Here is a 15,759-nt window from a genome sequence, read left to right as displayed (position 1 = left end):
CGGTGGGTCCGCGCCCTCGCGCGGACCCACCGCACGGGTCAGTGGATGTGCGAGCCGCCGTTGATGTCGTAGGTGACACCGGTGAGGTAGCTCGACTCCGGGCGGCACAGGAAGGCGATGACGTCGGCGACGTCGGAGACCTGACCTGCGCGGCGGGTCGGGATGTCGGCGATCATGGCGGCCTTGCGCTCCGGGTCGAGCTTGCCCGCCGTGATGTCGGTGTCGATCAGGCCCGGGGCCACCGAGTTCACGGTGACGCCGGACGGGCCCAGCTCGCGGGCCAGGGCGCGGGAGAACCCGAGCAGACCGGCCTTGGCCGCCGAGTAGGCGACACCGCCGAACACGCCGCCGCCGCGCTCCGCCGAGACCGACGAGAGGTTCACGATGCGGCCGAAACCGCGCGAGACCATGCCGTCGACGACCCGCTTGGTCATCAGGTAGCTGCCCCGGACGTTGACCTCGAAGACCCGGTCCCACTCCTCGTCGGAGACCTCCACGAACGGCACCGGTGAGGTGATGCCCGCGTTGTTGACCAGCGCCCCGATCTCCGGCAGCGACGACTCCACGGTGGACACCGCCGCGTCCACGGCGGCCTTGTCGGTGACGTCGCAGACCGCGCCGACCGCCGACACCCCGTGCGCCTCGGCGACGGCGTCGGCGACCGCCTTGGCGCTGACCTCGTCGATGTCGAGGACGGCGATGTTCCAGCCCTGCGCGGCCAGCGCGTGCGCGATGCCCTGCCCGATGCCGCGAGGCGACCCCGCGCCCGTGATGATGGCTGTGCGATTCATCTTCTCTCCCAGGTGAGATCAGCCGAGTTCGGCGAGGACGCGCTTCTTGATCTGCGGTACCGACAGGCCGTAGCGGTCGTGCAGCGTCGGCAGCGCGCCGGCGGCCAGGAACTCGTCCGGCAGCCCGATCGGCACGATCCGCTCGCCGACGCCGTTGAAGGCCAGGCAGGACGCCACCGACTCGGCCAGGCCGCCGACGACCGTGTGGTTCTCCAGCGTCACCACCAGCCGTCCCCTGCCGACGGCGGACAGGACCGCCTGCGTGTCGAAGGGTTTGATGGTCGGGGCGTGCAGCACCGCCACGTCCACGCCGTCCTCGGCCAGCTCGGCGGCCGCCGACAGGGCGCGCATCGTCATCAGCCCGCTGGAGATCATCAGCACGTCCCGGCCGGTGCGCAGCTCGGCGGCCTTGCCCAGCTGGAACCGGTAGTCGTACTCGTCGAGGACCGTGGGCACCGCGCCGCGCAGCAGCCGCAGGTAGGTCGGCCCGGGGGAGTCGGCCAGCTGCGGCACCGCCTGCTCGATGTCCACCGAGTCGCACGGGTCCACGATCGTCAGGCCCGGGATGCCGCGCAGGATCGCGATGTCCTCGGTGGCCTGGTGGCTCGGGCCGTAGCCGGTGGTCAGGCCCGGCAGCCCGCCGATGACGTTGACGTTCAGGCCCGGTTCGGCGATGTCCAGGCACAGGAAGTCGTAGGCCCGTCGCGTGGCGAACACCGAGTAGGTCGAGGCGAACGGCGTCAGCCCCACCTCGGCCATCCCCGCCGCAGCGGCCAGCAGCGCCTGCTCGGCCATGCCCATCTGGAAGAACCGGTCCGGGAAGGCTTCCCGGAAGACGTGCATGTCGGTGTACTTGGCCAGGTCGGCCGAGAGCCCGACGACGTCCTGGCGCTCCTCGCCGAGCTCGGCGAGCGCGTGGCCGAACGGGGCCTTGGTGGTCTTCTGGCCCTCGTCGGCGAACGAGGCGATCATCGCCGACGTGGTGGCCTTCTTGGTCGCGGTCGTCATGCCCCGGCCTCCTGCAGGTGGTCGCGTGCCAGTTGCCACTCGTGCGGTTCGACCCGCATGAAGTGCGCCTTCTCCCGGGCTTCCAGGAACGGGACGCCGCGTCCGACCTGCGTGTCGCAGATCAGCACCGACGGCGAACCCCGGTGCTCCCGCAGCCCGTCGAGCGCGGTCACCAGCGCGTCGACGTCGTTCCCGTTGACACGCACCGCGTTCCAGCCGAACGCCTCCCACTTGGCCTGGATCGGCTCGGTGCGCAGCACGTCGACCGTCGGCCCGTCGGCCTGCAGCGCGTTGACGTCCACCAGCGCGATGAGGTTGTCGAGGCCGTGGTGCGAGGCGGCCAGCGCGGCCTCCCAGGTGGAGCCCTCGTCCAGCTCGCCGTCCGAGAGCAGGTTGTAGACCCGCGCCGGATTCCCCTTGTGCCGCAACCCGATCGACATGCCCACGGCCACGCCCAGGCCGTGCCCGAGCGAGCCGCCGGAGATCTCCATGCCCGGCGTGTAGCTGGCCATGCCCGACATCGGCAGCCGCGAGTCGTCGGTGGCGTAGGTCTGCAGCTCGTCGACGTCGATCACGCCGGCCTCGGCCAGCGCCGCGTACAGCGCGATCGCGTAGTGGCCGATGGACAGCAGGAACCGGTCGCGCTCCTCCCATTCCGGGTCCTGCGGGCGGAGCCGCAGCTGGTCGGCGTACATCACGGCCAGCAGGTCGGCGACGCCGAGCGCCTGAGCGATGTAGCCCTGCCCCTGCAGCTCGCCCATGTCCAGGGCGTTCTTGCGGATGCGGCGCGCGGACTCCGCGATCCGCCGCGTTCGATCAGACAACTGCTTCCTCCTTCGTGGCGGCGCGCTCCAGGGCGTCGACCTCCGCCTTCTGCTTCGGACCCCACGTCTCGCGGGTGAGCACCGCGGCGACCAGGCCCAGCACGCCGTACCCGCTGAACAGCAGCGCCGGTCCGGTCCAGCCGAACTGGCCGTAGAGGGCGGTGGCGATCATCGGCGTGAAACCCGAGACGACGGCGGAGATCTGGTAGGCCAGCGACGCACCGGCCGTGCGGGTCTTGGTCTCGAACAGCTCCGAGAACCAGGCGCCCTGCACCCCGGCCAGCGAGTTCTGGCAGATCGCGTAGCTGATCACGAAGGCCACCACGATCAGCACCGCGGAACCGGTGTTGGTCAGCAGGAACATCGGCACGCCCCAGGCCACCGCGATGACGCAGCCCAGCAGGTAGACCGGGCGCCTGCCGAAGACGTCCGAGAAGTGGCCCCACAGCGTGGTGGCGGCGATGCCGATCCCGGCGGCCGTGGTCAGCGCGAGCAGGCTCAGCGATCCCTCGGTGGGCGCGCTGCCGAGCTTGAGGTAGGTGAGCATGAACGTCACCGACACCGCGTAGCCGGCGGTCTCGACCACGCGCAGGCAGAACGTGCGCAGCACGTTGCGCCAGTCGTCGCGCAGCACCTGCATGATCGGGTTGCGGGCGACCTCGCCGGAGTCCTTGAGCTCTTCGAACTCCGGCGACTCGTCGATCTTGAGCCGGATCAGGATGCCGACCACGATCAGCACCGCCGAGAGCAGGAACGGGATCCGCCAGGTCAGGGTCCCGTCGAGCCCGGCGCTGGACAGGAACGCCAGGTTGGCCAGCAGCAGTCCGACGGGGAATCCGGCCTGGGTGATCCCGGTGTAGAGACCTCGTCGGCGCCAGGGCGCGTGCTCGAAGGTCATAAGGATCGCGCCGCCCCACTCGGCCCCGAAGGCCAGGCCCTGCACGATGCGCACGGCCACCAGCAGCACCGGTGCCCACACGCCGACCTGCTGGTAGGTGGGCAGGCAGCCGATGAGCACCGTGGCGATGCCCATCAGCAGGAGCGAGGACACCAGCACCGGCTTGCGGCCGATCCGGTCGCCCAGGTGACCGGCGATGATGCCGCCGAGCGGGCGCGCGGCGAAGCCGACGCCGAGGGTCGCGAACGACATCAGCGACGCCGACAGCGGGTCGGAGTCGGGGAAGAACGCGTCGCCGAAGTAGAGGGCCGCGGCGGTGCCGAAGCCGATGAAGTCGTAGGTCTCGATGGTCGCGCCGACGCCGCAGCCGACGGCGACCCTGAACTTGTCCGGGCTGCCGTCGATCGACGCCCGAGCGGTGGAGCTTGCCATCGCGATCCTCCTTGACCGGGTGGCTGAGTGTTGAGTGTCAACAGTCAATGTTGACAGTCATCATAAGTCCGGTCGGGGAGGTGTCAAGGACGGGTTCTCAGACCCGCGGGAGGGCTAGGCGCTGTTGAGCGATGCGGCGGAGCCGCATTCTCTTCCACCGCCTAAGACACCTGCACCGCCGCAGGTTCTGATCGGCTTCGTGGCGAGTACGCCGGGACGCCTCGTATTGGCATACTCAAGGAGCGGCGCACGGAGTCCACGGAGCCGATCAGGTTCTGCTACCCGCACCGCTAAGCAAAGCAATTCTTAAACTGTCTCTAGACCTTGCTGTTGAGCCGTTCGACCGCGCTCTTCATGTGCTCGCGCAGCACCCGCACGGCCGTCTCCGCGTCGCCGCGCTCGATGGCCTCGACTATCGGCCGGTGGTGGCCCGCCGACATGGGGAAGCGGCGATTCTCGGTGGACGCGCTCATCACCACGACCCGGATCGGCCCCTCCAGGTGGCGCCAGGTGTCGAGCAGGATCGAGTTGCCCGACAGCGCGCACAGCTGCGCGTGGAAGGCCAGGTCGGCCTCCAGCTGCTCGGCGAGGTCGCCGGTCGCCGCTTCGAGCTTGTCCAGCGAGGCGTTGAGCTCGGTGACGATCTGCGGCAGCCCGTCGGACTCGACGATCTCGGCGACCGCCTGGCCCTCCAGCGCGCAGCGCACCCGGAACAGCTCGTCGATCTCGGCGGCGGACAGGCTGCGCACCCGCAGCATCCCGCGCACACCGGGCGTGACCAGGCCTTCCTGCTGGAGGTGGCGCAGCGCCTCGCGGACCGTGCCGCGGCTGATCGACAGCTGCGAGGCGATCTCCACCTCGCCCAGGTGATCGCCCGGTCCGTACCGCCCGGTCAGGATCGCCTCGCGCAGCGCCACCAGCGCCCGCTCCCGCAAGGTCATCCGATCCAGACTGCGCAAAGCTTCCTCGGTCACGGAAGCGATGATAGTGGTCTGTCGACAGTCAACGCGCGTGACGCCTAACTCTGCAGCGTTGCGGAGGGCGAGCAGCCGTACTTGGCGCGGTAGGCGGCGGCGAAGCGGCCGGTGTTGGTGAAGTTCCAGCGGGCGGCGACCTCGGCGACCGTGGACGCGTTCGACGCGAGGAGGTCCTCGTGAGCGCGGGTGAGGCGGATGTCGCGGAGGCACGTCGAGGGCGTCGCGCCGACGTACTCCTGGAAGCCCTCCTGCAACCGGCGGACGCTGACCCCGGCGATCTCGGCCATCTCGGCGGCGGTCCAGGCGTGCGCCGGGTCGTCGCGCAGCCGGTCCAGGACGCGGTTGACGATGCGCGGGCGCGCGGGCGCAACGCTGCGCCGATCCGGGTGCACGGCCAGCAGGAATCCCGTCATGATCGTGCTCGACAGCTGCCGCTTGAGGACGTCGTCGCACAACATCGCCTGGGTCTCGGCCAGGTCCGCGGTGAGCGTGCGGACGAAGTGCAGCCAGCCCCGGGTGGCGGCGCTGCTCCGGTCGATCTGCGCGGGCAGCTCCAGGCCGCCGGGCAGCGGAGCCGCCAGCACCCGGTCGGCCTCCCGCTCCAGTCCGGCGCGGTCGAACTTCACCCCGACCACGGTGCACTCCGCCGACCAGCGGGTGATCGGCGTGAGGCGGTTCGGCGGGAAGATCGTGCCGCAGCCCTCGCCGGAGACGACCTGGTCGCGGCCGTGCCGCGACTCCAGGCACCCGCCCAGCGGCATGTTGACCTCGTAGGCGTCGGGATAGGCGCAGTCGATGGCCACGTCCACGCCCCAGCCGATCCGCCCGACCGTCACCGGCCCCAGGTCCACGGTGTGCATGGCCAGGTCGAGCCGGTCGGTGGGCGTGAGCGGGCGCAGCTCGTGCGGGAAGTACGCGCCGGTGACGGCGCGGATCGCCTCGCCCCAGTCGCGCGTCGCCGCCCGGCGGACGGACTCCGCCGACGTGCTGGTCGCCATCTCGCCTCCTCGTCGTTGAGCCGGCTCTGGGGGGATTAAACCGGGCGGAGGCGCGCGGGTTAAGCGCTCCGGCGGGTGAACGGCGATTTCGCCGCGCAATCCGTCCCGGCATCGCGCCCAGCGGCTCGACCGCTCCCCGTGATCCGTGATGTTTTTCCTGCACACCGCCCGGACGGCGATCCCGGATCGGCTGCGTGAGTTCCCGGAAGACGACGGCTCAGCGACGAGCGATGGAGGACCTGCGATGACGATGACGACCCCGAACTGGATCGCGGACGTGACGATGGAGGAGCTGGAGCGCGATCCGTACCCGTTCTACGGGCGGCTGCGCGCCGAGGCCCCGCTGGCCTACGTCCCGGCGCTGGGCTGCTGGGTGGCCTCCACGAAGGAGATGTGCAAGCGGATCGCGGGCACCGACGACAGCGACTTCGAGGGCGTCATCGCCCCCGCGGGGCGCCGCACCTTCGGCGACCCCGCGGTGCTGGACGCCAACGGTGCCGAGCACGACGACCTGCGCGCGATGGTCGACCCGGGCCTGCAGCCCAGCGAGGTCGACCGCTACGTCGACGCCCTGGCGCGCCCGATCGCGCGGCGCTACCTGGAGGCCATCGAGGACGACGGCCAGGCCGACCTGGTGTCGCAGTTCTGCGAGCCGGTCAGCGTGCGCAGCCTCGGTGACCTGATGGGGCTGCAGTCGGTGAGCTCGGACAAGCTGCGCGAGTGGTTCCGCAAGCTGAGCGTCTCGTTCACCAACGCCGGTGTCGACGAGAACGGCGACTGGGCCAACCCCGAGGGTTTCACGCCCGGTGACGAGGCCAAGGCCGAGATCCGCGCGGTGATCGACCCGCTGCTGGACAAGTGGACCGTCGAACCCGACGACAGCGCCCTGTCGCACTGGCTGCACGACGGCATGCCGCCCGGCCAGGTCCGCGACCGCGAGGTGATCTACCCCAACGTGTTCGTGTTCCTGCTCGGTGCGATGCAGGAGCCCGGGCACGCGATGGCCTCCACCATCGCGGGCCTGTTCACGCGGCCGGACCAGCTGGAACGGGTCGTCGACGACCCGTCGCTGGTGCGCCGGGCCATCACCGAGGGCGTGCGCTGGACCTCGCCGATCTGGTCGGCGGTGGCGCGGCGCAACCACCGGGACATGGTCATCGACGGCATCGAGCTGCCCGCCGGGTCGGTGGTGATGATGTCCTACGGCTCGGCCAACCACGACGAGAACGACTACTCGTCCCCGGCGGCGTTCGACCTGGACCGCACGCCGGTGCCGAACCTGGCCTTCGGCGCGGGCAAGCACGCCTGCGCGGGAACGTACTTCGCGACCGAGGTCGTGCGGATCGCGCTGGAGGAGCTGTTCGAGGCCATCCCGAACCTGGAGCCCGACGCCGACCACGAGGTCGACTTCTGGGGCTGGGGCTTCCGCGGCCCGATCGAGCTGCGCGCCGTCTGGGAGGTGTGATGACCGCGACGGAGACGACCCACGAGGTCCGCATCGACCCGCTGGACCGCTCGACGAGATGCGCTGCGGGGCAATCGATCCTGGAGTCCTGCCTGCGCGACGACATCTGGTTGCCGCACTCCTGCACGCAGGGGACCTGCGGCAGCTGCAAGATGAAGGTGCTCTCCGGCGAGGTCGACCACCGCGACTCCTCCGAGTACACCCTCACGCCCGAGGAGCGCGAGGCCGGGATCGCCCTGGGCTGCCAGGCCACGCCGCGCTCGGCGCTGGTGCTGGAACCGGTCGAGCAGGTCGATCCCGACGACGGCATCCCGCGGCACCCGCTGCGCGATCACTCCGGGACCGTGGTGGTGCTCGACGACATCGCCCGCGACATCCGGCGGCTGGTCGTGGAGCTCGACGAGCCGATGTCGTTCAACCCCGGCCAGTACGCCGAGATCGTCGTGCCGGGAACCGGTGTGGCGCGGCAGTACTCGATGGCGAACCCGCCGTCGGAGACCTCGCGGCTGGAGTTCCACGTCCGGCGCACGCCGGGCGGGATCGCCACCGACGGCTGGGTGTTCGCCGGACTGGCGGTGGGGGAGCGCATCGAGCTCAAGGGCCCGCTCGGGGACTTCGGGATGCCGGTGGCGCAGGACGAACCGGCGATCCTCATCGCCGGGGGAACGGGTCTGGCGCCGCTGAAGTCCATCGTGCGGCACGCCCTGGACCACGACCTCGCGCCGGAACTGCACCTCTACCACGGAGGTCGCAGCAGGCAGGACCTCTACGACGTGGAGTTCTTCGAGGAGCTGGCCCGCGAGCACCCGCACTTCGGGTACCGGCCGTGCCTGTCCGAAGAGGACTGGGACGGCGCCACGGGTCTGGTGACCGACGTGGTGCTCGCCGACTTCCAGTCCTGCCGCGGTCTCAGCGCCTACCTGTGCGGGCCGCCGGGGATGATCGAGGCGGGGGTCAAGGCGCTCAAGCGCCGGAGGATGGCTCCGCGCAAGATCTTCCGCGAGGAGTTCCTCGACGCCTCGCACCGGTGAGAACCGCCCCGCGCCACCGGGAGTGGCGCGGCCACCAGGAGTGGCGCGGGGCGGGAATCATCAGAACACGGTGCCCGCGTCCTGGGCGAGCAGCTCGTCGGTGGCGCGCTCGGCCACCGCCGCGATGGTCATCGACGGGTTGCAGGCCGCGGTGTTGCCGGGCATGAGCGCACCGTCGAGCACGTAGAGGCCCCGCTGGCCCTTCACCCGCCCGGCCAGGTCGCACACCACGTTCATCGACGCACCGCCCAGCGGGTGCCAGGTGTTGGGCACCAGCGACGTCGTGTCCAGCCGCACCGAACCGTTGCCCGCGACCTCGGCCACGCGCTGGTCGACGCGCTCGGCCAGCGTCGAATCCGCCTGCGACGGCCAGTCCAGCACCGCGTCGTCCTCCGCGGAGTCGTAGACGAACCGGCCGCGCCCGGAGCTCACGCCGTAGCCGACGAGCATCGTGGTGCGCAGGTTCGGCAGCGGCGGGATCGACGCCTGGATGACGGTGTTGGCCAGCGTCGGGTCGTCCCACTCCTTGCTGCCGTAGACGACCGGGCCGCCCTGCGGCGTGCCGAAGTCGTCCTCGAAGTTGGTCCAGGTGTAGATCCGGTCGCCGTTGGAACCCCAGTTGGAGCCCAGACCGTCGGGCATGTCGCGGATCTGGTCCTTGGCGGCGGCGCGCATCAGCAGCCGGGTGGTGCCCGCGGTTCCCGCCGCCATCACCAGCGCCGGAGTGGTGATGATCTTCTGCTCCAGCGCGGTGCCGTCGTTGGCGATGCGGTCGACGTGCACCTCCCAGCGCCCGTCGCGGGTCCGGGCGACCTCGGTGACGTTGTGCTGGGGCGCGACGGTGACCTTGCCGGTGGCCTCGGCCTGCGCGAGGTAGGTGACGTCCACCGAGTGCTTGCCGCCGTTGTTCACGCCGAACGCGCAATCACCGTTGGTGTAGGAGGGTTTCATCTCGCCGCGCAGCTCCCGCAGCGCGTAGTCCCAGTCGATCGGCATCGGGATCTTCTCCACCGAGTACCCGGCGGCGCGGGCGTTGCGGGCGAAGATCCGCGGCGCCTTGTAGGGCTCGCTGTTGATCAGCTCGTCCGGGGCGGTCGCGATCCGCAGCATCTCGGACACGCGCCGGTAGTAGACCGAGTCCATCCGCGCGTAGTCGAGCTTCTCGGGCATGTTGGCGTTGAAGACCTCTTCGGTCGGCTGGAGCGTCATGCCCTGGTAGAGCAGCGAGCCCCCGCCGACACCGGCCGCGCACATGATGTCCATGCCGTTGCCGGCCACGCGCTCCAGCAGGCCGGTGTAGCGCTCGAAGGGCGGCGGCTCGATGCCGAACAGCGACGGGCCCGATCCCATCCAGAAGAACCGCTTGTCCGGCGAGGCCAGGGTGGGGAAGGTGTCGGCGTTCGGGCCGGTCGGCCAGCGCTTGCCGCGTTCGAGCACGAGCACCGGGATCCCGGCCTGGGCGAACCGCAGCGCCGTCACGCCGCCGCCGAACCCGGAACCGATGACCACCACGCGGTGCTCCTCGCGGGTCAGCGGCACGCGGCTCGCGGCGTTGGCGTACGGGCCGGTCAGCGAGAGGCCGGCGGCGGCCGCGGTTCCGGCGAGCAGGGTGCGGCGGCTGAGTTCGGGCATGCGGGTACCTCCACGGCAGGTCAGCGGTGACTGGCGCGGAGCTTAGGCAGCCAAAACGAGACATTGAACTTCTCGACGATCTCACTACTGGCGGGTAGGTTGGAGCTCCGTGTGGCCTTGTGGAGGGGAGCGGTGCTGAGTTCTCGGCGAACCGATGCGCGCCGCAACCGCGAGGTCATCCTGCAGGCGGCCGATGAGGCGTTCACCGAGGACGTCGAGCTCGTGCAGCTCAGCGAGATCGCCCGTCGCTCCGGTCTCGGCCGCGCCACCGTCTACCGGCACTTCTCCGACCGCTACGCCCTCGGGCTCGCGGTGGCCGAGAGCAAGCTGCACATGCTGCGCGAACTCGTCGCGGACACCGCCGACGCCGACTTCGTCGAGGTGTTGGCGGAGTTGTTCGAGGAGCAGATCTCCCGCCGCCCCCTGGTGCGCCTGTTCCGCGAGCTTCCGGCCGCCGACCAGCGCCGCTACGTCCGCCAGCTGCTCGCCGTCCTGACCCCGGGCCTGCGCCGCGCCCAGGCGGCCGGTGCGGTCCGCGCCGACGTCCAGCCGACCGACCTGGCGCTGATCTGCGAGATGGTCGAGGGCGCGGTGTCCTCGCACCTGCCCGTCGGCGGCATCGAGTCCGTCGAGCGCGTCGTCGAGGTCATGCTCGCCGGTCTGCGCGCCTGATCAGACCTCGCCCGCGAGGACCTGCTGCATGCGGGCGGTCACCAGCGGGCGCCGCGCGTCGTGGCGGGGCAGGCGGTGGGCGAGCTGGCCCAGCACCTCCAGGTCGTCGGTGGGGTGGTCGCGGAACAGCGCCCACAGGGCCGCGACGTCGCCGCGGTCGAGCACGGCGTTGCGCAGCGAGGCGAACAGCTCCTCCCGCTCGTCGCGGATCGCCGGGGCCTCGCTGGCCTCCAGCAGCGGCCCCCGGTAGGCCTCCGATGCGGTGCGCAGATCACCGTCGTGCAGCGCGCGGCGCACCGTCAGGAAGTCCGCGTCGACCGCGGCCTGCAGCCGGTAGGGCTTGGTGGCGATGACGTGCTCGCCCAGGTGCGCGCGCAGCCGGTGGATCTCGGCGCGGGCGGTGACCGGGTTGCCGCGCTCGCCGTAGAGCTGGAACGCCAGCTTGTCGGCGGTGAGCCCGGCCGGGCGCATCGCCAGCAGCGTCAGGATCTCCGCGTGCCGCAACGACAGCGGGACCTCGCGCCCGTCGAGGACCGCGCGCGGACCACCCGAGTCCAGGAACGACAGCGACAGCACCGGACGCGGGCGGGCGCGGGTCGTCGACGAACCCGGCACCCGCAGCAGGTAGCCCTCGGCGAGCCGCTCCAGCACGGCCTCGCGCCCGTCGGCCAGGGTGATCCGGCCGTCGGTGACGTCGACGCGCTCGGGCAGCAGCGCCGCCCCCGGCTCCACCGCCAGCACCCGCCCGGTGCGGGTCAGCAGCGCACCGGCCTCGCCGCGCAGCGCCCGCAGGTGCGGCATGTTGCGAGCCCGCAGCTGCTCGTCGCGAGCGGCCATCCGCGCCCGCAGGTGGCTCTCGGCGAGCTGCGCCGCCGCGCTGACCAGCGACACCATCGCCGGGTGCACGGTGCGCAGCGGGCCGCTGATGTCCACAGATCCCAGCACGTCACCCGTGTCGGGGTCGTGGATGGGGCTCGCCGCGCAGGTCCAGTCGTGGTACGTGCGCACCAGGTGCTCGGCGGAGTAGATCTGCACCGGTTTGCCCACCGCGAGCGTCGTTCCCATCGCGTTGGTGCCGATGGCCTCCTCGGCCCACCGGGTGCCCTCGCTCAGCCGCACCTTGTCGGCGCGGCGCTGCACCTCGGAATGCCCCTCGCGCCACAGGATCAGCCCGTCGCGATCGGTCACGATCATCACGTGCATCGCCTCGTCGGCGACGTCGAGGACGGTCTGGCGCAGCACCGGGATCGCGGCCCGGAGGGGGTGCTCGTCGCGCAGGTCGCGGACCTCGTCGCGCTCGCAGACCACGGGTGCCTCGCAGGCGTCGGGATCGACCTCGGCGGCCAGCGAGCGCTGCCAGGACTCCGAGACCAGCGTCCGCGGCGAGCGGGGAGCGCGGTCCCCGCGCAGCACGGCGTCCCACACCCGGCCCAGCAGCGACGCGTACTCCAGCGGGTCGGCGAGCATCGTCGCGGTCGGGGTCTCCTCCTCGGCCTGCACCGTGCCTCCAGTCCTGCGTCCTCGTCGACGCGTGAGCACATCATGACCACGCGTGATCCCGGGGACAAGGGCGTCACCCGCCACCAGGCGCAACACCGTCCGTTCGGTCAGTCAGCCGATCGGCGCAACGGCCGGTGCAACCTCGTTGCAACGTGCGGCGCGCCACGATCGGCGGAGACAACGGAGTTCTCGTCCAGGAGGCAACGCATGACCAAGTACGCAGCGCCGGGTACGCAGGGCAGCGTCGTGGCCTACGAATCCCGCTACGACCACTACATCGGCGGTGAGTACGTGGCCCCGGCCAAGGGCGCCTACTTCGCGAACCCGACGCCGGTGACCGGAGCGGACTTCACCGAGATCGCCCGGGGCACCGCCGACGACGTCGAGCGCGCGCTCGACGCCGCGCACGGCGCCGCGCCGGCGTGGGGGCGGACCTCGGTCGCCGAGCGGGCCAACGTCCTCAACAAGATCGCCGACCGGATGGAGGCGAACCTCGAGAAGCTGGCCGTCGCGGAGAGCTGGGAGAACGGCAAGCCGGTCCGCGAGACCCTGGCCGCCGACATCCCGCTGGCCATCGACCACTTCCGCTACTTCGCCGGTGCCATCCGCGCTCAGGAGGGCGGGATCAGCGAGGTCGACGACAGCACCGTCGCCTACCACTTCCACGAGCCGCTGGGCGTGGTCGGCCAGATCATCCCGTGGAACTTCCCGATCCTGATGGCCGTGTGGAAGCTGGCGCCCGCGCTGGCCGCCGGGAACGCGGTGGTGCTCAAGCCCGCCGAGCAGACCCCGGCGTCGATCCACGTGCTGATCAGCGTCATCGGCGACCTGCTGCCGCCCGGCGTGCTCAACGTCGTCAACGGCTTCGGCGTCGAGGCGGGCAAGCCGCTGGCCTCCAACAAGCGGATCAGCAAGATCGCCTTCACCGGGGAGACCACCACCGGGCGGCTGATCATGCAGTACGCCAGCGAGAACATCATCCCGGTGACGCTGGAGCTGGGCGGCAAGAGCCCGAACATCTTCTTCGACGACGTCGCCTCCGCCCACGACGCCTTCTACGACAAGGCGCTCGAAGGCTTCACGATGTTCGCGCTCAACCAGGGCGAGGTCTGCACCTGCCCGTCGCGGGCGCTGATCCAGACCGGGATCTACGACCGGTTCCTGGGCGAGGCCGTGGACCGCACCAAGGCCGTCAAGCAGGGCAACCCGCTCGACACCGACACCATGATCGGCGCGCAGGCCAGCAACGACCAGCTCGAGAAGATCCTGTCCTACATCGACATCGGAAAGCAGGAGGGCGCCAAGGTCCTCACCGGTGGCGAGCGGGCCGACCTCGGCGGTGAGCTCTCCGGCGGCTACTACGTGCAGCCGACGGTGTTCGAGGGCCACAACAAGATGCGGGTCTTCCAGGAGGAGATCTTCGGCCCGGTCGTCTCGGTCGCCCGCTTCGACGACTACGCCGACGCCATGAAGATCGCCAACGACACCCTCTACGGCCTCGGCGCCGGGGTGTGGTCGCGCGACGCCAATACCGCCTACCGCGCGGGTCGCGAGATCCAGGCGGGCCGGGTGTGGGTGAACAACTACCACGCCTACCCGGCGCACGCGGCCTTCGGCGGCTACAAGCAGTCCGGCATCGGCCGGGAGAACCACCGGATGATGCTCGACCACTACCAGCAGACCAAGAACATGCTGGTCAGCTACTCGCCGAACAAGTTGGGCTTCTTCTGATGGAGCCCGCCCGGGTGGCCGTGACCCCGGAGGCGGTGGACCTGCTCCGCCGCCTCCGGGCCGACCACGGTCCGCTGATGTTCCACCAGTCCGGCGGCTGCTGCGACGGCAGCGCCCCGATGTGCTACCCGGCCGGGGAGTTCCGCACCGGCGGTTCCGACGTCCACCTCGGCGACCTCGACGTGGACGGCGAGGCGGTGCCGGTGTGGATGTCGGAGTCGCAGCACGAGTACTGGAAGCACACCCACCTGACCATCGACGTCGTGCGCGGCCGCGGCAGCGGGTTCTCGCTGGAGGCCCCCGAGGGCGTCCGGTTCCTGATCCGCTCGCGACTTCTCACCGACGACGAGCTCGAGGCGTTCGGCCTCGCCTGACCCGGCGAGCGCCGTGCGGTGGGGGCGGCTGCGGGGTCCGCCCGGACCGGGCGGACCCCGCCGGTCTCGCTGCTGTGGTCGGGGTCACGTTCCGGGATAGGATGGGTCCCGTTCCAGCGCGTCGACCCGACCGGCGTTCGCAGATCCGACGCACCGGTGCCTGGAGGATGCCTGATGACAGTGCGAAGCCGGGTGCCCAGCCCGCCCGAGCTCGGCGTGGCCGAGCTGCCCGGACCGCGGATCACGCGGCCCGGCGGTGAACCGCCGAGGCTGGCGAAGTTCCACGTGCCGGAGGTCGTGTTCGGTCCCGGCGCGCTGGCCGAGCTCGGGCACTGCGCGCGGCGCCTCGGCGCCCGCCGCCCGTTCCTGGTCACCGACGGCGGGCTCACCGAGGCCCGCTGGGCGGCGGAGGCCGTCGGCCACCTCGAAGCCGTCGGGCTCTCGGCGGTCGTGTGGGACGCGGTCACGCCCAACCCGAAGGACCACGAGATCGAGGCCGCGCACCGCCGCTACGCCGAGTCCGGCGCCGACGTGATCATCGGGGTCGGCGGCGGTTCGGTGATCGACGCGGCCAAGGGCGTGGCGATCCTGTCCGGCAACGGCGGCCGCATCCTCGACTACGAAGGCGTCGACCAGGTCGTGCACCCGATCCCGCCGCTGGTCATGGCGCCCTCGACCTCGGGAACCGGAGCCGACGTCTCCCAGTTCGCCATCGTCACCGACACCGCCAACGCCACCAAGATCACGATCCTGAGCCGGGCGCTGGTGCCCGAGATCTCGGTGGTCGACCCCCGGCTGCTGACCAGCATGCCGGACTGGCTCAACGCCGCGACCGGCCTCGACGCGCTCACCCACGCCATCGAGTCCTACGTCTCCCGCGCGCACAACACCCTCACCGAGCAGCACTCGCTGCACGCCGCGACGCTCATCACCGGCAACCTCGCGCGCACCCTGTTCCGGCCCGCCGAGGCCGAACCGCGGATCGCGATGGCCCAGGGCGCGCTGGAGGCCGGGATGGCCTTCACCAACGCGATCCTCGGCGCCACCCACGCCATGAGCCACCAGGTCGGCGGGTTGCTCGACGCTCCGCACGGGGTGATCAACGGGGTGCTGCTGCCGCACGTCATCCGGTTCAACGCCGAGACCGACCCGGCCCGCTACGTCCCGCTGGCCGCCGCGATCGGCATCGACACCGACGGGGTGCCCGACGTCGAGGTGGCGTTGACCCTGGCCGAGCGGGTGCGGGAGCTCGCCGACGTCGTCGGCGTGCCCAAGACGCTGCGCTCGCTCGGGGTGTCCGACGCGGACATCCCGGTGCTGACGCGCAACACGCTCAAAGACGCCTGCCTGACGACGAATCCGCGCGAGGCGCGCGCCACCGACATCGCCCGGCTGTTCCGGGCCGCGCTGTGAGCGATGAGGCCGC

General features: G+C 71.1%; 14 protein-coding genes. 6 read left to right on the top strand and 8 right to left on the bottom strand.

The genetic code is table 11. The features are described 5' to 3' along the window. Window positions 1–38: 38 nt before the first annotated feature. The 6 genes from QFW96_RS11900 to QFW96_RS11875 all read right to left on the bottom strand — a co-directional run bounded on the left by QFW96_RS11900 (window position 39) and on the right by QFW96_RS11875 (window position 5,928). Entirely contained in the window at window positions 39–791 is a 753-nt protein-coding gene (locus QFW96_RS11900; RefSeq protein WP_281455642.1) for an SDR family NAD(P)-dependent oxidoreductase, read from the bottom strand. Window positions 792–809: 18 nt separating this feature from the next. Continuing rightward, window positions 810–1,799 (bottom strand): transketolase family protein, encoded by a 990-nt coding sequence (locus QFW96_RS11895; protein WP_281455641.1) that lies wholly within the window; start codon window positions 1,797–1,799, stop codon window positions 810–812. Then, window positions 1,796–2,623, bottom strand: coding sequence for a transketolase (locus tag QFW96_RS11890; RefSeq protein ID WP_281455640.1), 828 nt, complete (start codon window positions 2,621–2,623; stop codon window positions 1,796–1,798). Before QFW96_RS11890 ends, QFW96_RS11895 begins: the two co-directional genes overlap by 4 nt. Then, entirely contained in the window at window positions 2,616–3,953 is a 1,338-nt protein-coding gene (locus QFW96_RS11885; RefSeq protein WP_281455639.1) for an MFS transporter, read from the bottom strand. The genes QFW96_RS11890 and QFW96_RS11885 overlap by 8 nt, the downstream gene beginning before the upstream one ends. A gap of 317 nt (window positions 3,954–4,270) precedes the next feature. Further along, on the bottom strand, window positions 4,271–4,927 hold the full coding sequence (locus QFW96_RS11880) for a GntR family transcriptional regulator (protein WP_281455638.1): 657 nt from the start codon (window positions 4,925–4,927) through the stop codon (window positions 4,271–4,273). A 44-nt stretch (window positions 4,928–4,971) separates the two neighbouring features. Further along, a complete protein-coding gene (locus QFW96_RS11875; protein ID WP_281455637.1) occupies window positions 4,972–5,928 on the bottom strand; it encodes an AraC family transcriptional regulator in 957 nt (318 codons plus the stop codon). A gap of 244 nt (window positions 5,929–6,172) precedes the next feature. Between QFW96_RS11875 and QFW96_RS11870 the strand changes: the two genes are divergently transcribed. Beyond that, on the top strand, window positions 6,173–7,393 hold the full coding sequence (locus QFW96_RS11870; protein ID WP_281455636.1) for a cytochrome P450: 1,221 nt from the start codon (window positions 6,173–6,175) through the stop codon (window positions 7,391–7,393). Then, entirely contained in the window at window positions 7,393–8,424 is a 1,032-nt protein-coding gene (locus QFW96_RS11865; protein ID WP_281455635.1) for an NADH:ubiquinone reductase (Na(+)-transporting) subunit F, read from the top strand. The genes QFW96_RS11870 and QFW96_RS11865 overlap by 1 nt, the downstream gene beginning before the upstream one ends. A gap of 60 nt (window positions 8,425–8,484) precedes the next feature. Here the strand turns inward: QFW96_RS11865 and QFW96_RS11860 are convergent, their stop codons facing one another. Next, window positions 8,485–10,056 carry a GMC oxidoreductase gene (locus QFW96_RS11860; RefSeq protein WP_281455634.1) on the bottom strand — a complete coding sequence of 524 codons (1,572 nt, stop codon included), beginning with the start codon at window positions 10,054–10,056 and terminating at the stop codon, window positions 8,485–8,487. Window positions 10,057–10,188: 132 nt separating this feature from the next. Here QFW96_RS11860 and QFW96_RS11855 point away from each other — a divergent pair, with 132 nt between their 5' ends. Then, entirely contained in the window at window positions 10,189–10,728 is a 540-nt protein-coding gene (locus QFW96_RS11855; RefSeq protein WP_281455633.1) for a TetR/AcrR family transcriptional regulator, read from the top strand. On the opposite strand, the gene QFW96_RS11850 is transcribed toward QFW96_RS11855, so the two are convergent. Then, a complete protein-coding gene (locus QFW96_RS11850; RefSeq protein WP_281455755.1) occupies window positions 10,729–12,195 on the bottom strand; it encodes a helix-turn-helix domain-containing protein in 1,467 nt (488 codons plus the stop codon). A 240-nt stretch (window positions 12,196–12,435) separates the two neighbouring features. Here QFW96_RS11850 and adh point away from each other — a divergent pair, with 240 nt between their 5' ends. The 3 genes from adh (at window position 12,436) to QFW96_RS11835 (ending at window position 15,746) form a co-directional block, all read left to right on the top strand. Next, entirely contained in the window at window positions 12,436–13,959 is a 1,524-nt protein-coding gene (adh, locus tag QFW96_RS11845) for an aldehyde dehydrogenase (protein ID WP_281455632.1), read from the top strand. Then, window positions 13,959–14,333: a DUF779 domain-containing protein gene (locus tag QFW96_RS11840; RefSeq protein ID WP_281455631.1), complete on the top strand. Its 375-nt coding sequence runs from the start codon at window positions 13,959–13,961 to the stop codon at window positions 14,331–14,333. Before adh ends, QFW96_RS11840 begins: the two co-directional genes overlap by 1 nt. 174 nt (window positions 14,334–14,507) lie before the next feature. Beyond that, the gene (locus tag QFW96_RS11835) at window positions 14,508–15,746 is read left to right on the top strand and encodes an iron-containing alcohol dehydrogenase (protein ID WP_281455630.1); all 1,239 of its coding nucleotides are present in this window, start codon (window positions 14,508–14,510) and stop codon (window positions 15,744–15,746) included. The last annotated feature ends 13 nt before the right edge of the window (window positions 15,747–15,759 follow it).

Source organism: Saccharopolyspora ipomoeae (assembly GCF_029952525.1).
Lineage (GTDB): Bacteria > Actinomycetota > Actinomycetes > Mycobacteriales > Pseudonocardiaceae > Saccharopolyspora > Saccharopolyspora ipomoeae.
This window is presented reverse-complemented; position numbering and strand designations above follow the sequence as displayed.

What these genes read in the sequence shown, in the direction of transcription:
- QFW96_RS11900 (WP_281455642.1), bottom strand. Translation starts at nt 791, where the DNA reads ATGAATCGCACAGCCATCATCACGGGCGCGGGGTCGCCTCGCGGCATC.
- QFW96_RS11895 (WP_281455641.1), bottom strand. Translation starts at nt 1,799, where the DNA reads ATGACGACCGCGACCAAGAAGGCCACCACGTCGGCGATGATCGCCTCG.
- QFW96_RS11885 (WP_281455639.1), bottom strand. Translation starts at nt 3,953, where the DNA reads ATGGCAAGCTCCACCGCTCGGGCGTCGATCGACGGCAGCCCGGACAAG.
- QFW96_RS11875 (WP_281455637.1), bottom strand. Translation starts at nt 5,928, where the DNA reads ATGGCGACCAGCACGTCGGCGGAGTCCGTCCGCCGGGCGGCGACGCGC.
- QFW96_RS11870 (WP_281455636.1), top strand. Translation starts at nt 6,173, where the DNA reads ATGACGATGACGACCCCGAACTGGATCGCGGACGTGACGATGGAGGAG.
- QFW96_RS11865 (WP_281455635.1), top strand. Translation starts at nt 7,393, where the DNA reads ATGACCGCGACGGAGACGACCCACGAGGTCCGCATCGACCCGCTGGAC.
- QFW96_RS11860 (WP_281455634.1), bottom strand. Translation starts at nt 10,056, where the DNA reads ATGCCCGAACTCAGCCGCCGCACCCTGCTCGCCGGAACCGCGGCCGCC.
- QFW96_RS11850 (WP_281455755.1), bottom strand. Translation starts at nt 12,195, where the DNA reads ATGCTCGCCGACCCGCTGGAGTACGCGTCGCTGCTGGGCCGGGTGTGG.
- adh (WP_281455632.1), top strand. Translation starts at nt 12,436, where the DNA reads ATGACCAAGTACGCAGCGCCGGGTACGCAGGGCAGCGTCGTGGCCTAC.
- QFW96_RS11840 (WP_281455631.1), top strand. Translation starts at nt 13,959, where the DNA reads ATGGAGCCCGCCCGGGTGGCCGTGACCCCGGAGGCGGTGGACCTGCTC.
- QFW96_RS11835 (WP_281455630.1), top strand. Translation starts at nt 14,508, where the DNA reads ATGACAGTGCGAAGCCGGGTGCCCAGCCCGCCCGAGCTCGGCGTGGCC.